Consider the following 14,389-nt stretch of genomic DNA (forward strand, 5'->3'; position numbering starts at 1 on the left):
GACCGTTTAGCACTGAGCCACCCGCCGCCGACCAAAACGCAACCGCCGGCCGCGAACACCCGCCCCACTCAGGAAGGCTCCTCGGCGGACCTGACCGGGCCGCCCTCCGGCTCCGCCGTTGCCAGCGCCTTTCCCGGTGAGCAACGCCCGGGTCTCGCCGGGGAACCCAAGGCTCCTGACCGCCGGTGCCCCTGGGACCGGGCCCACCTCCACCAGCCCACGCCGACCGTTTAGCACTGAGCCATCCGCACCCAGCCCGACCAAGACGCGACCGCCGGCCGCGAACACCCGACCCACTCGGGAAGGCTCCCCGGCGGACCCGACGAAAGCACCCTCCCGCTCCGCCGTTGCCAGCGCCTTTCCAGCCGAGCAACACCCACCTCTCGCCGGGAGACCCCGGGCTCCTGACCGCCGGTGACCACGGGACCGGGGGCCCACCTCCGCCGAGCCACGCCGACCGTTTAGCACAAAGCCACCCGCCGTGCGCAACCCGACCTAAGGCGTGGATCGAACGTCAGCCCCGGTGCCCGGTCACGGTACTTTCGCGGTCTTGCCGGCCAGGAATGGATGCAGCAGCGTGAGCAAGGCGCGTGGGCGGTGCAGCGGGATGATGTGGCCGCAGTCTTCGATGACGTGTCCGGTGAGGTGGTCGGTGATCGGGCGGAGCTGGCGTTCCAGCGCGGCGCCGACGGGCCGGGCGCCCAACGCCATCGTCGGCACCGTCAGGCGGGCGGTGGCTACCGCCTGCTCGATCTGGACCGCGCTCTCGGGCAGCGCTCGGTAGTACGAGAACGCGCGGCTCAACGCCTGGCGGCCGGTGTATGCGCGGACGAAGGCGTCCCGGATTGCGGGGCGTACCCCGTCGCCGAGTGTGCCGGCGCGCAGAAACCAGTCGACGTAGGCGGCCTCGTGGCCCTCCAACACGGTCTCGGCAAGGCCGGGCGCGGCGGAATGGAAGCCGAACCACCACGGCGGCCCGTCGGCGAGGAATTCCTCGGCGCCGGGCAGCCTGCCCAGAAGGGACTCCATGACGACCAGGCGCCGGACGAGACCGGGGCGACGCAGGGCGAGGAGGAAGGCCGGCGCGGCACCCGCGTCGATGCCCACCACCGCGGCCGAGGACTCGCCGAGCGTGGTCAGCAGCGCTGCGGCGTCCTCGGCCAGGGTGCCCGCGTCGTACCCGGAGGCGGCCCGGCTGCTCGCGCCGAACCCGCGCAGGTCCGGCGCGATGACGCGGTAGCGGTCGGACAGGTCGGCCATGACGTCCGTCCACAGTTCCCAGGTGTGCGGGAAACCGTGCAGCAGCAGTACGGCCGGGCCCGATCCGACGAGAGCGACGTTCAGTTCGACACCGTTGACGGGGACGCGCCGCAGCTCGGGCATGGAGAGGCTCCAGGTGGGTGGTGAGGAATAGTGACCAGGTCACGTTAGGGAACTATCCTGGTCCGTCCAAGACGGCACTTTCCCTTCAGGTGGTGAGCTCCGAGTGACCACATCGAGGCCCGACGAACCCGGTCGGCGACCCGGCGAGCGGGGTGATCTGCTGGATCCGCGCTGCCCGACCCGCCAGTTGCTCGACCGCATCGGCACCAAGTGGACGTCGATGGCGGTCAAGGTGCTGGCCGAGGAGGCTCCGGACGAACTCCGTTTCGCGGAACTGCGGCGCCGTATTGCGGGCATCTCCCAGAAGATGCTGTCCGTCACCCTGCAGAGCCTGGTCCGCGACGGTCTGGTCGCGCGCCGAGTGGAACCCACCGTGCCGCCGGCCGTTCACTACCGGCTCACCGAGCTCGGCCTGTCCCTCGAAAGACCGCTCTCCGCCCTGCGGGTCTGGGCCGAGACACACATGCCGGAGATCGACCGCAGCAACCAACTCGCCGACGAGTCACCACCCTCCAACTAGGTACGGACCGACTGTGCTGGTCACAGCCACTCGTTGGTGGCAGGCAACACCCGTATCTCGCCGGGGCTCAGGGGTCCTGAACGCCGGTAACGGTGGGACCGGGTCCGCCTCCGCCGGTCCATGTCGACCGTTCGGCACAAGGCCATCCGCCTCCGCTGTCGACCAAGACGCGACCGCCGGCCGCAAACGCCCGACCCACTCGGGAACGCTCCCCGGCGGACCCGACAAAAGCACCAACGCGCTCCGCCGTTGCCGGCGCCTTTCCAGCCGAGCAACACCCCACTCTCGCCGGGGAATCCAGGGATCCTGACCGCCGGTAACCCCGGGACCGGGCCAACCTCCGCCGGCCCACGCCGGCCCACGCCGGCCCACGCCGACCCACGCCGACCGTTCAGCACAAGGCCACCCGCACCCAACCCGACCAAACACGCACCGCAGCCCTGAACAAGACCCGGAGAACGTGTCTTTCACACGTTGATGCCGGCCCGAGCGCAACGCGCAGCCTGCGGTATCGGGGGCCTCGTCGGCCGATGGTGTCCGCCGTCGGGCAGCGGACAGCGGACAGCGCACCTGCCACCCGACGGAAGTGGCCCGGTGTCACCGCAGGCCGGCGCTGCGCCACCAAGCCGGCCCGACTCGCCGCCGCCTCACCCTCGCCGCCTCACCACCACACGCGCGCCCCTGGCCCCGACCCGGCCTGCCCGGACGTCGCCGCCGGCCCGCGCCCGAGCGGCGCCCTGCCCGCGCCGACCGTGCTCCCCGTCGACCCGCCCGTCCGACGGGGCATCGCGGTGCTCAGGTGGCCGAGGTGTCCGTGTCGGTGTCCCCGTCTCTCCGGAGTAGGTCCTCGATGGTTTCGCGGCGTAGGAGGATGTGGGTGTTGCCGTTGTGGACGGCTATCACCGGGGGACGGCCGACCAGGTTGTAGGTGGAGGCCATCGACTGTTGGTAGGCGCCGGCGGCGGGGATTGCGAGGAGGTCGCCGGGGTGGATGTCGTCGGGGAGGTCGACGTCGGGGGCCAGGACGTCGCCGGACTCGCAGTAGCGGCCGACGACGGTGACCCGTCGGGTCTGGGCCGCGCCCGGGCGGCCGACCAGGCGTACCGTCGTGCGTGCGCCGTACAGGGCCGGCCTCGGATTGTCCGCCATGCCGCCGTCCACCGCCACGAAGACCCGGTGCGCGGTGCGCTTGACCACGAGCACCCGGTACAGCGCCACGCCGGCGGGACCGGTGACGGCCCGGCCCGGCTCGACGATCAGGCGCGGCACGGGCAGCTCGTACAGCGCACATTGGCGGGCCAGTTGCCGGCGCACGTCGATCGCGAACGACTCGATGTCCAAGGCGTGTTCGCCGGTCCGGTAGGCGATCCCGTGGCCGCCGCCCAGGTTCAGTTCGGGCAGTACGATCGCGTGCCGGTCGCGCAGCTCGGCCAGGAACCGTACCAGTGTGCCGATCGCCGCCAGCCAGGGCCGTACCGAGCCGATCTGTGAGCCCAAGTGGCAGTGCAGACCGGTCAGTTCAAGGTGCGGCTGGGCAACGGTGCGCAGCACCGCGTCGGTTGCGTCGCCCCGGGCGATGGACAGGCCGAACTTCTGGTCCTCACCGCCGGTACGGATCGCGTGGTGTGCGCCCGCCTCGATCCCGGGCACCACGCGCACCATCACCCGCTGCCGGCGCCTCGGCGCCACCAGCGCGGCCAACCGGGCGATCTCGGCCGGGTTGTCCAGCACGATCCGGCCCACGCCCAGGCGCAGCGCCGCGCGCAGCTCGTCCGCCGATTTGGCGTTGCCGTGCAGGATGATCCGCTCGCCGGGCATCCCGGCCGACGTGGCCAGCGCCAACTCGCCGGCCGAGCACACATCGAGCCCGAAGCCCTCCTCGCGCAGCCAGCGGACCAGGCCGCGACACAGGAACGCCTTGGCGGCGTAGGCGATCTCGACGCCCGGCAGCGCGCGGCGGTAGGCCCGGCAGGTGTCCCGTACGTGTTGTTCGTCCAGTACGTACAGCGGCGTCCCGAACCGTTCCGCGAGTTCGGCCAGCGGCAGGCCGCCGACCGCCAGATCGCCGCCGTGCGCCCGGGTCGAGCGCGGCCAGACGGCCGCGTCCACAACCGGCTCCGCAAGCGTGACGGACATGGCAACTCCCTTGTACACAAGCATGGGCACGAACCTGGAGATGAACCTGGACATGAACCCGGGCATGAACCCGGGCATGAACCCGGGCATGAACCCGGGCACGGGCCGGGGCATCAGCCCGGGCAATGGGTGACGGCAGGTCAGCCGACGACGGAAAGCACGACGAGAAGCGCGGTGACGGCGGCGGTGGTCCGCAACACGCCGAGCAACTGCGGTTCCCAGAAAGGTCCGACGCCCAACGCAAGGCCACCCGCCCCAAGGCCACCCGCCCCACAGCCACCCGTCCCGAGGCCACCCGCCCCGCCGAGCCGCGCCCCCGCACGCGAGTGGGCCGGCCCGACATCCGCCACCGGGCGCCGGCCGGCCTCGGCGGGCACCACCCCGACCCCACCCCCGCCCCCGGCCGAAACAGCCGTCGCCGCCACCGGCTCCGCGTGCCGCACCGGTGCCGCCGAAAGCCCCGGGTCGACCAGCAGACGCTCGCCGCCGACCTCGTCCACGAGCGAGCGCACCGCGCCCGCCCCGAGTCGGATCCACTCCTGCTCGACGCCCAGCACCGCACGCAACCGCGCCACCGACGTGAACGCGACCACCACCCGGGCACCCAGCGGATCCCGGCACAGCCGGACCACCCGAGCCCCGTCCACCGACCGCACCGGCACGATCAACACGCACCGGGCGGTGGTCGTAGAAGCGGGTTCCTCATCGGTGATCAACACATCCGACACGACAACCTCCGAAGTCCGGCTCCGCAGCCAACCGCGAGCCCCACCTCAGACGCTACGACGCCCCATACCGGGCAACCCCGCCCCTACCGCGCCCTTGATCATCCCCACCCCGTTGTTGACGCCCCCCTGACGCGATCCCGAACAAAACCCGGGAAATCCGCGCACATCGACCCGCCGAGAGCCCGCCCGACCCACGGCCCGCCCCCCTGTGCCAACCTCGATGCGCATGCCGACGCCCGGCGGCGAAAGGAAGCGCAGATGTACGACGGACGAGCCGGGCTCCGGGCCTGCTACGTCATCCTCCGTGCCTGGCTCGCCCTGTATCTCCTCTCCAGGCTGCCGGCCCTGCTCTCCGACGAATGGCAATACCGCCTGTGGTCCCCGCTGACCGCAACCCTGTCGATCACCGCGATGACCGTCCACGCGCTCGTCGTCATCCGCCGAGAGCTCCGCAAATCCCGCTCCCGAGCAACAGCCCACCACCCACACCCAGAGCAACACCTGGACGAATAGACGGCCGGACAAGTGGACGGGTGGACGGGAAAGCCCACCCCAGCGCCTAAGCCACCCCGCCCCACGCCCACTCCGTCGTCGCCACCAACGGCTGCCCCGGGCGCACCAGCCGCTGCGTCGGGCCCACCAGGCCGTTCGGCGGGCCGGTCTGCGGCTCCACGCACACATGCTCCGGCGGCAGGTCGTACACCACCGTGTAGTCGCAGTCCGAGGTCATCCGCAGCCGCAACGCCCCGGGCCAGGACAGCGTCGCGTCCACCCCGCCGGGCGTCCCGTAGCAGTCGTCACGGGGGCCCGGCAGTGGGGATATCCGGCGTCCGGTGGGCAGGTAGTCGGCGCCGCGCTCCTCCTGCCAGGCGGGCGTGAAGGACAACTCCAGCTCGCCGCCCACCGCCAACCGCCGCCGGAACCACGGGTGCCAGCCGGCCTGCGCGGGAAACGTCGCGTCCTCGGACTCGATCCGCAACACCGTGACCAGCCCGTCGGACGTCAGCGTGAAAGTCTGCTCGACCCGCCCCGCGAACGGCCACGGATCGGTCAGCGCGAACTCGAAGACCGCCGACGCCGCGTCCCCGTCGAGTTGTTTCCAGGACCCCCGATACCCCAGCCCGTGCAGCGCGTGCGGCGCCGCGTCGGCCGGGAACTCGTGGACGGCACCGTCGAATTCGAACCGGGCCGCACCCATCCGGCCGACCCACGGCACCATCGGGTAACTACCCCACTCGGCCGGCCGCTCGCCCTCGGTCCGCAGCAGTTCGAGCCCGCGCACCCGCAACGAGCCGAGCCGGCATCCGGCGTCCGGCAGAATCCGCGCCTCGGCGCCTTCGGAACGCAACCACACTTCGCCGTCGATCATGGTCGGCAGATTACGCGTAGCGTTCCCGAAGCTCCTTCTTGAGCACCTTTCCGGCCGCATTCCGGGGCAGCGCGGCGACGATCTCGATACGCTCCGGGAACTTCTGCCGCATCACTTCCCGAGTGTCCAGGAAATCCCGCACCGTACCCAGATCCGGCGGAATCGCCGGATCCGTCGGCACGATCACCGCGCACACCAGTTCACCGCGTTCGGCGTCCGGCAGGCCGATCACGGTGACCTCCGCGACCGTCGGGTGGGCGTCGAGCAGATCCTCGACCTCCTTGGCGCTGATCGTCTCGCCCTTGCGCAGGATGACGTCCTTGAGCCGCCCGGTGATGTACACATTGCCCTGCTCGTCCAGCCGGCCCAGATCGCCCGTACGCACCCGCCCGACCTCGTCGAACGCCTCGGCGTCCAGCCTCGCGTCCAGGTAGCCACGCATCACCTGCGGCCCGCGCACCCGCAGTTCGCCCTCCGCGCCGATCGGGAGCGCCGCGCCGTCCGGGCCGACCACGGTGACCTCCACCCCGCGGGTGGGCCGGCCCTCGGCCCGGGCCAGCACGTCGTCCGGGTCGTCCGGGCCCGCCATGGTCAGGATCGGCGCCTCGGTCATCCCCCACCCGGCCAGGATGCCGACGCCGCCCAGTTCGTGCTTGATGTCGTGGTGCAGCCCGGGCGGCTTGGGCGCGCCGCCGCCCGGGCAGCTCCGCAGGTACGGGAAGAGCGGGTCGCCGGCCGGCCGGCGGCGCTGGGCGGCCAGCCAGGTCTGGTGGAACACGGTGCCCGCGCCGGCCAGCGTGACCCGCTCGCGGCGCAGCAGTTCCGGCGTGTCCTCGGGGTGGAACGCCTCGGTCAGGATCATCGTGACGCCGTGCGTGAGCGCCGCGGTCAGCCAGGTCGTACAACCGCCGATGTGCGCGAACGGGAAGACCAGGGCGACCCTGTCCCCTTCGCGTGCGCCGATCCGGTCCGCCATGCCGACGCCCGCGGCCATGATCGTCGCGTCGGTGTGCCGGGCGCCCTTGGGGTCGGCGGTGGTCCCGGAGGTGTAGAAGTACCAGCGCACCGGGGCCTCCTCGGGCGTACCGGGCACCTCCGGCGGAGGCGGCAGCACGGCCGGGTCGCCGGTCGGCAGCGGTTCGTCCAGGACCAGCAGTTCCAGGCCCGGGACCCGGTCGCGCACCCGACGGGCCAGTTCGGGGTAGTCGTAGCCGCGCCACACCGGTGGCACGATCAGCATCGAGGCGCCGGTCTGCCGGGTGACGAAAACGAGTTCGCGTTCGCGCTGGACCGGCATCACCGGGTTCTGCACCACGCCGAGCCGGGACAGCGCGCCGACCAGCACGACGGATTCGAGCCGGGTGGGCAATTGCCAGGTGACCGTGGCGCCCGCGCTCAGGCCCCGGGTGTACAGGAACGCCGCCAGGGCCTCGGCCGCATCGCGGAATTCGCGGTGGCTCAGCCGTCGGCCGCGCTCGTCGACCAGCAACTCGCCATCGGGCGACTCGGCCGCCCGCGCCTCGATGGCCGCCCAGAGGCTCGTATGTGTCACCGTCGCACCCTCCTCGCCCCGCCCGTCCCGAATACCTATCAGGAACGGTCGCGACCCGACAGGCCACCGACGCCCACGCACCCACCCGAGCCGACCCCGCACCGCCGCAGCCTCACCCGCGCGGGACACCGAGCCCCACGGAAGGTAGGACGCCGAGCCGCACGGACGGGCGAGGCCACCGACCGACCCTCACGGACAGCGGGACGGCAAGCCACCCGGACAGCCGAGGCGGCCGTCCCCCACGGACAACACAACCCCCAACCGCCCGGACAGCCGAGGCAGCCGACTCTCACGGACAGCACAACGCCAAACCGCCGGACAGCCGAGGCCGCCGACCCTCACAGACAACACAACCCCAAACCGCCCGGACAAGCGAGGCCGCCGGCCTCACGGACGGCACAAACCCCAAGCCACCCCGACGAGCAGGGCCTCGACCCTCACAAATACAGAAAGTGCGGCGACACCACGATCACCGAAGGCACCAGCAACGCCGCCGCCGTCAGCAACCGCAGCCCGGCGGAGGCGACCGGCGCGCCCACTCGCACGCCCGCGACGGCCACCTCGGGGTGGGCGGTCGCCTGCACCTGGTGCACCGTCAGCTCCTCCTGGCGCTGCTGCGGCCAGGCGAAGCACGGGCAGAACGGCCCGCCCGCCTGCCCGGGGCCGGACAGCTTGACGATCGCCCGGCGCAGGTTGACCCGCGCGATCGAGCCGTGCACGTCCGCGTCCGCCGCCTTCTCCGACAGTTCGGCGGCGTGATCGGCCCATTCGCCGAAGAACCGCACCGTCGGGTAGGCGTCGGCCAGCGTGTCGGCGCAGACCATCCACTGTGCGTCGCGCCGGCGCAGGTGCCCCGCCATGTGGGTGAGCACCGCGTTCAGTTCCTCCGGGCGGAGCAGGTCCAGGGCCCGCGTGGTGGCCTCCACGCGCGGCGGTCGGGACGGCAGCAACACCAGTCGCGGTGCCTCGTCCTCGACGATCACCAGGCGCGGTCGGCCGCCGGCCTCCTCGTCCAGGAGCGGCGCGCAGTTCTCCAGCCGGTCCAGTTGCACGTGCAGCGCCCGCCGGTAGTCGCGGGTGGCACCCGCGCCCCGCCGCCAGCCGACCACCACGACCACCAGCGCCAGCACGGCGACGACTATCTGCGCGACCAGCGGCACGTGCGGCATGCCGATCTGCGGGTCGAAGCCGGCCGCCCGCATCGGGGCGAGCCACAGGTCGGGCGTGTAGACCGGCACGGCCAGCGCGAACGAGGCGAGCACGCCGCCGGCGGCGGCCCGCCAGGCGCGTTGCACGTGGCGCGGGCTGAAGCCGCTGTGTTCGGCCCGGCGCAGGACTTTGGGGGCGGTCACCAGGATGGCCGCCGCGAAAGCCGTCAGCACAAGTCCGTACAACACGTCCTCGCCGCCCCTTTCTGGCCTCGTCGCCGCCGTTCCCGTCCGGCCCTGCAACGGTTCTAGGCGCCAAGTGGTTTCCGCGTCCAGGAGACAGGCCACATCGGTCGGGTGATTTATTCGGCGGACACCAACCACCCGGTGGTATTGCGACCCGATGCGGACCCGGATCGAATCGGCGTGGAAACCGATTCGAATTGCATCGTCCCATCTCCACGCGCGTAATTTCGAACCCATGGGAGTGCCTTCATGCACGAGATCTCACGTTCTGCTGTGATCGCCGCCACACCGGACAAGGTCTGGGCGGTCATCGGCGACTTCGGCGCCCTCGGCGACTGGCACCCGGTGGTGCCGCCGAGCACGATCGAGGGCGGCGGCGACGCCAACACCCCGGGTGCCGTAAGGGCGTTCGCGATCGACGGCGAGGTGCTCTCGCGCGAGGAGCTGCTCAGCCACGACGCGGACGCGCATCGGATGACGTATCGCCTGATCCAGGTGCCGCTGGCGGTGCGCGACTACGTGGGCTCGCTCGTGGTGACGCCGCACCCGGACGGCAGCGAGGTGGTCTGGTCGGCCACCTACGACAGCGACGAGGACCTGGTGGAGACCGTCGAGGCGGTGTTCGCCGACGGCACCTACGGCGCGGGCCTGACCGCCCTGCAGGAGCGCTTCGCGTAGGACCCGCCCGACCCCTCGGGCGCCCCCGACCGCACGTCGCGGGCGCCCGAATCGGCGTCACATCCGGGTCTGGCCGACCACCCGCACGCTCTCGTCCTCGGCGCGATAGGCGATCCGCAGGCATCCGCTCCCGTCGAGCACCGGCACCGGGTCGCTCGCCGCGTCCGGTGCGAGCGACGCGTACTCGTTGCGATCGTCGGTCTCCGGCCCGGTTTGTCCCTTGACCCACAACACGCCGTCGGTGCCGCGGACGACGACCACGATCCGCCCGTCGACCGCGGCGATCGCGCGTACCGCGCCGCCGACCGCGCCGAACAGCGGCTCCGGCTCGCCCCAGCCGTCCTTGCCCGCGATCGAGGTCCACAGGGCGCCGTCGGCCCCGACGACCACGACCTGTGCCCGCCCGTCTGCGCCCACCGCGACGGTCGGCGGCCGGTCCGGCAGCGCACCGTCCAGGACCGGCTCGAACTCCGCCCAGGGCCCGTCCGGCCCCTGCTGCCGGATCGACCACACCCGACCGGCCGGGTCCACGTGCACGAGCACCTGCCGACCCTCGCCGTCGCGAACCGTGGCCATCCCGGCCGGCCCGGCCATCCCGGCCGTCGACGCGCCGGCCGGGATGCCGCCCGCGACCGGCCCGCCGCCCAGGCGCTCGGCGGCCGGCCGGCCCCCATCCGCCTCACCGGTGTCCGGCCGCACGTGCCACAGCCCGCCGTCGGTGCCCCGGTAGTAGACCTCCGGTCGTCCCGACGCGCCGAACCCGACGACCGGATCGCCGACCACGCCGTCCGCGAGGGTCCGCGCGGCGAGCCAGGTCTCGTCGTCGCCGGCCCGGCACAACAGGCGCAGCGCGTCTCCGGCACGGAAGAACACCAGGAGCCGCCCGTCGAGGGCCCGGGCCGCGACCGGAGCACCGTCGATCGGCTCCCCCAGGTCCACCCACGGCGTCCACTCCCCGTCCGGGCGTTCGGCGCGCGTGCACACGTGGTGCGCGTCCGCGCCGTGCGCGAAGACCGCGACCCGCCCGTATCGGTCGAGCGTGACGCCCGGGCCGCCCACGATCGTGCCGCCGAGATCGACCGGCGCGGCCCAACTCCCGGTCCGGGTCACCGGCAGTGCCCCCGCCGACCCGACGAACGCCTGATGGAACGGACTGCGCCCGATCGGTACCGAGTACAGGATCGTGTCGTCGGCCGTGTCGACGATCGACGCGACGACGCCGTCCCCCGATCCCACGTTCATCACCACCGCGCGGGTTCCTCCCGAAGTGAGCGTGACCGCCCCGGCGTTCGGCGTGTCGACGCTGCCGATCACCGCCCGGGTGACCGGGTCCGCGATCCGCAGGTCGCGGGCGGCGGCGGGCACCACGTACAGCCGGGAGCCGTCCGGGGAGACCGCGACGTCGGTGGCGCCGCCGTCGATCGCGATCGTGCCGAGACGGCCCAGGGTGGCCGCGTCCAGGATGTCCACGCCGCCCTCGCCGGCGACGTAGACGGTCACCCCGTCCGGCGCGCAGGCCAGCCCCCGGGGCGCCTTCGTCGTGCCCGAGGTGGTGCTGCCGTCGGCCAGGTCGAGCACGGTGATCAGGTCCCGGTCGAAGGTGCCCAGGTAGAGCCGGCCGCCGCCGGGGGCCGGCGCCAGCACCGTGGCCGGGGCGGGCACCGGGTAGCTGCGCACCACCGTGTTCAGCGTGGTGCTGAGCACCTCGATCGTGTACGGCGTGCAGCCGTCGTCCGCCGGCGGGCAGGACGCGAAGTAGACGGCGCGCGCGTCGGGGGCCGCCACCGGCGAATACGGCCAGCGCGCGGCGATCCGGCCCAGCACGACCGGCGACTCGGTGTCGATCACGGTGATCACCCCGCGCTCCGGCGAGGTGACGTACACGGATCCGCCCGGGACGGCGGCCACGCCGAGGACGCCGGGCACGTCGATGGTGGCGAGCGCGGTGCCGGTGACCACGTCCAGGACGGTGACCGTGTCGGATCTGTGGTTGGTGACGTACGACGTGAGCGTCGCGATCGGCGGCGGTCCGCCGGGTATCGCGGGATGGGCCATGGCATGCCTCCGGAGGCGTGGGGACGATCCATCGGATAGGTGCGGTGGCGCTCGGGACAGACCAACAGCACCCGGACGCTCTGTCAATCCACGGCCACCGACAGCGACCCCGAACCGCCTCGCGTATCGCATGGTGAGACGATCGCCGTATGCTTCGGCCACCCCGAACCGATCTTGAGGTGACCATGCATCGCAGCGACACGGACCACGCCGCGGCCGCGCTCGGCATCGACCTGCCGGTCCTGGAGGCGGTCCAGCGCCGCATCCTCTGGCTCGCCACGCGCATCGTCGACTCCGCGAACCACGACCGGCCGAACCCGGACGGGATCAAGGTCGGCGGCCACCAGGCGTCCTCGGCGTCGCTGGTGTCCGCGATGACCGCGCTGTGGTTCGCGCACCTCGACGGCCCGGACCGGATCAGCGTCAAGCCGCACGCGTCGCCGGTCTTCCACGCGATCCAGTACCTGCTCGGCAACCTGGACCGGGCGTACCTGACCACGCTGCGCGCCAAGGGCGGGCTCCAGTCGTACCCCAGCCGCACCAAGGACCCGGACCGCGAATGGGTGGACTTCTCCACCGGCTCGGTCGGCCTGGGCGCCGCGGCCCCGCTGTTCGGCGCCGCCGCCCGGCGATACGTGGACGCGCACTTCGGGCCGCGACCGGCGTCCCGCTTCGTCGCCCTGTTGGGCGATGCCGAGTTGGACGAGGGCAACATCTGGGAGGCCATCGCGGACCCGGCCACCCAGGGCCTGGGCAATGTGATGTGGCTGGTCGACTTCAACCGGCAGTCGCTGGACCGGGTGGTGCCCGGGGTGCGGATCGACCAGTGGCGCGGCCAGTTCGAGGCGGCCGGCTGGCATGTGGTCGAGGTCAAGTACGGCCGCCGGCTCCAGGCCGCGTTCGAGCGGCCCGGCGGTGCGGCGCTCAAGGCGTGGATCGACGCGATGCCCAACGAGCAGTACCAGGCGTTGTTCGGCCTCGCCGACCGGGACGTGCGCGCGCACTTCCTGGACGGCGCGCCGGCCGACGTCGCGGCCACCGTCGCGGACGTGCCCGACGCCGAACTGCACGCGCTGGTCACCGACCTGGGCGGGCACGACATCGCCGCCCTGCTCGACGCCTACCGGCGCTGCGACGCGGTCACCGATCGACCCAGCGTGGTCTTCGCGTACACCGTCAAGGGCTGGGGCCTGCCGATCGCGGGCAACCCGCGCAACCACTCCGCGCTGCTGAGCACCGAACAGGTCGCCACGCTGCGCACCGGGTTCGGACTGACCGAGCGCACCGAGTGGGACCGCTTCGACGCCGCCACCCCCGAGGGCATCCTGGCCGGGCAGCGCCGCGAGCACCTGGCCCGCGCGCCCAAGCCGGGCCCGCTCGGCGTCGCGGTCGCCGCCGCCACCGGTCAGCGGATGACCAAGCCGGTCTCCACCCAGGAGACCTTCGGCCGGGTCCTGGTCGAGCTCTCCCGCGACCCCGCGCTGGCGCCGTACGTGGTGACCACCGCGCCCGACGTGGCCACCTCCACCAACCTGGCCGGCTTCATCAACCGCACCGGCGTATTCGCGCCCACCGACCGCCGCGCGTGGTCCGGCGAGGGTGCGCTGAAGTGGATCGAGGGCCCGAGCGGGCAGCACATCGAACTGGGCATCTCCGAGATGAACCTGTTCCTGCTGCTCGAACAGCTCGGCCTCGCGGGCGACTTGTCCGGGCAACCGCTGATCCCGATCGGTACGGTCTACGACCCGTTCGTGTGCCGCGGCCTGGACGCGTTCATCCACGCCGTCTACTCCGGCTCGCGATTCATCGTGGCCGGCACCCCCTCCGGCGTGACGCTCGCTCCCGAGGGCGGCGCGCACCAGTCCACGATCACCGCGTCGATCGGGCTCGAACTGCCCGGCACCACGCTGATCGAGCCCGCCTACGGCACCGCGCTGGACTGGTTGTTGTGCGACGCGGTGGGCCGGATCGCCGGTGGCCCGGACCACGGTGTCGAACCGGACAACGGCGCCTACTACTTCCGGCTGACCACCCGGCCGATCGACCAGGCGCCGTTCGAGGCCGCCCGGACCCGACTCGGCGACGCGTTGTTGCGCCGCCAGGTGCTCGCGGGCGCCTACCGACTGCTGGAGGCGCCCGATCTGCCCGGCGCGCCCACGGTCTACCTGGCCGCCTCCGGCGCGGTGCTGCCCGAGGTGCTGACCGCCGCGCACGAGCTGCGCGACGAGGGCATCGCGGCGCACGTCGTGGACATCACCTCGGCCGACCGGCTCTACGCCGCCTGGCAGCGCACCCTGCGCCAAGGGGTGCGCACCGCGACCACGCCTTCCGCGCCGGGCGCGCTGCGCACCGCGTTCCCGCATCGGGCGCCGGTGGTCACCGTGCACGACTCGTCCTCGCACACGCTCGCCTGGCTCGGCTCGGCGCTCGGCGTGCCGAGTGTGCCGCTGGGCGTGGACCAGTTCGGCCAGACCGGCCGGATCGAGGATCTGTACGAGCTGCACGACCTGTTGCCCGGATCGATCGTCAACGCGGCGCTGGCCGCGCTCTCGCTCGCCTGACGGACCGGCCGCC

12 protein-coding genes are annotated in these 14,389 nt (G+C 72.6%); 5 read left to right on the plus strand and 7 right to left on the minus strand.

Annotated elements, in window-relative coordinates; all coding sequences use genetic code 11:
- Positions 1–531: 531 nt before the first annotated feature.
- A complete protein-coding gene (locus tag ACH4U8_RS34915) occupies positions 532–1,383 on the minus strand; it encodes an alpha/beta fold hydrolase (protein ID WP_395782421.1) in 852 nt (283 codons plus the stop codon).
- 103 nt (positions 1,384–1,486) lie between these two features.
- Between ACH4U8_RS34915 and ACH4U8_RS34920 the strand changes: the two genes are divergently transcribed.
- Entirely contained in the window at positions 1,487–1,903 is a 417-nt protein-coding gene (locus ACH4U8_RS34920; RefSeq protein ID WP_360309420.1) for a helix-turn-helix domain-containing protein, read from the plus strand.
- 795 nt (positions 1,904–2,698) lie between these two features.
- Here the strand turns inward: ACH4U8_RS34920 and lysA are convergent.
- Positions 2,699–4,039, minus strand: a complete 1,341-nt coding sequence (gene lysA / locus ACH4U8_RS34925; RefSeq protein ID WP_395782422.1) for a diaminopimelate decarboxylase — start codon at positions 4,037–4,039, stop codon at positions 2,699–2,701.
- On the opposite strand from lysA, the gene ACH4U8_RS34930 reads away from it, so the two are divergent.
- Positions 4,038–4,172 carry a hypothetical protein gene (locus ACH4U8_RS34930; protein WP_395782423.1) on the plus strand — a complete coding sequence of 45 codons (135 nt, stop codon included), beginning with the start codon at positions 4,038–4,040 and terminating at the stop codon, positions 4,170–4,172. The genes lysA and ACH4U8_RS34930 overlap by 2 nt on opposite strands.
- Positions 4,173–4,179: 7 nt before the next feature.
- Here the strand turns inward: ACH4U8_RS34930 and ACH4U8_RS34935 are convergent, their stop codons facing one another.
- Entirely contained in the window at positions 4,180–4,758 is a 579-nt protein-coding gene (locus ACH4U8_RS34935) for an SAV_915 family protein (RefSeq protein WP_395782424.1), read from the minus strand.
- A gap of 267 nt (positions 4,759–5,025) precedes the next feature.
- On the opposite strand from ACH4U8_RS34935, the gene ACH4U8_RS34940 reads away from it, so the two are divergent.
- A complete protein-coding gene (locus ACH4U8_RS34940; protein ID WP_360309413.1) occupies positions 5,026–5,280 on the plus strand; it encodes a hypothetical protein in 255 nt (84 codons plus the stop codon).
- Positions 5,281–5,326: 46 nt separating this feature from the next.
- Here the strand turns inward: ACH4U8_RS34940 and ACH4U8_RS34945 are convergent, their stop codons facing one another.
- The 3 genes from ACH4U8_RS34945 to ACH4U8_RS34955 all read right to left on the minus strand — a co-directional run bounded on the left by ACH4U8_RS34945 (position 5,327) and on the right by ACH4U8_RS34955 (position 9,085).
- Positions 5,327–6,136 carry an aldose 1-epimerase gene (locus ACH4U8_RS34945; protein ID WP_395782425.1) on the minus strand — a complete coding sequence of 270 codons (810 nt, stop codon included), beginning with the start codon at positions 6,134–6,136 and terminating at the stop codon, positions 5,327–5,329.
- A gap of 10 nt (positions 6,137–6,146) precedes the next feature.
- Positions 6,147–7,688 (minus strand): class I adenylate-forming enzyme family protein, encoded by a 1,542-nt coding sequence (locus tag ACH4U8_RS34950; RefSeq protein ID WP_395782426.1) that lies wholly within the window; start codon positions 7,686–7,688, stop codon positions 6,147–6,149.
- Between the two features lie 437 nt (positions 7,689–8,125).
- Positions 8,126–9,085, minus strand: a complete 960-nt coding sequence (locus ACH4U8_RS34955; protein WP_360309407.1) for a hypothetical protein — start codon at positions 9,083–9,085, stop codon at positions 8,126–8,128.
- A gap of 246 nt (positions 9,086–9,331) precedes the next feature.
- Between ACH4U8_RS34955 and ACH4U8_RS34960 the strand changes: the two genes are divergently transcribed.
- Entirely contained in the window at positions 9,332–9,760 is a 429-nt protein-coding gene (locus ACH4U8_RS34960; RefSeq protein ID WP_360309405.1) for an SRPBCC family protein, read from the plus strand.
- A gap of 57 nt (positions 9,761–9,817) precedes the next feature.
- On the opposite strand, the gene ACH4U8_RS34965 is transcribed toward ACH4U8_RS34960, so the two are convergent.
- Positions 9,818–11,815 (minus strand): hypothetical protein, encoded by a 1,998-nt coding sequence (locus ACH4U8_RS34965; protein ID WP_395782427.1) that lies wholly within the window; start codon positions 11,813–11,815, stop codon positions 9,818–9,820.
- Between the two features lie 185 nt (positions 11,816–12,000).
- Here ACH4U8_RS34965 and ACH4U8_RS34970 point away from each other — a divergent pair, with 185 nt between their 5' ends.
- Positions 12,001–14,376, plus strand: coding sequence for a transketolase-like TK C-terminal-containing protein (locus ACH4U8_RS34970; protein ID WP_395782428.1), 2,376 nt, complete (start codon positions 12,001–12,003; stop codon positions 14,374–14,376).
- Positions 14,377–14,389: the final 13 nt, after the last annotated feature.

It is taken from the genome of Embleya sp. NPDC020886, assembly GCF_044333915.1.
Classification (GTDB): domain Bacteria; phylum Actinomycetota; class Actinomycetes; order Streptomycetales; family Streptomycetaceae; genus Embleya.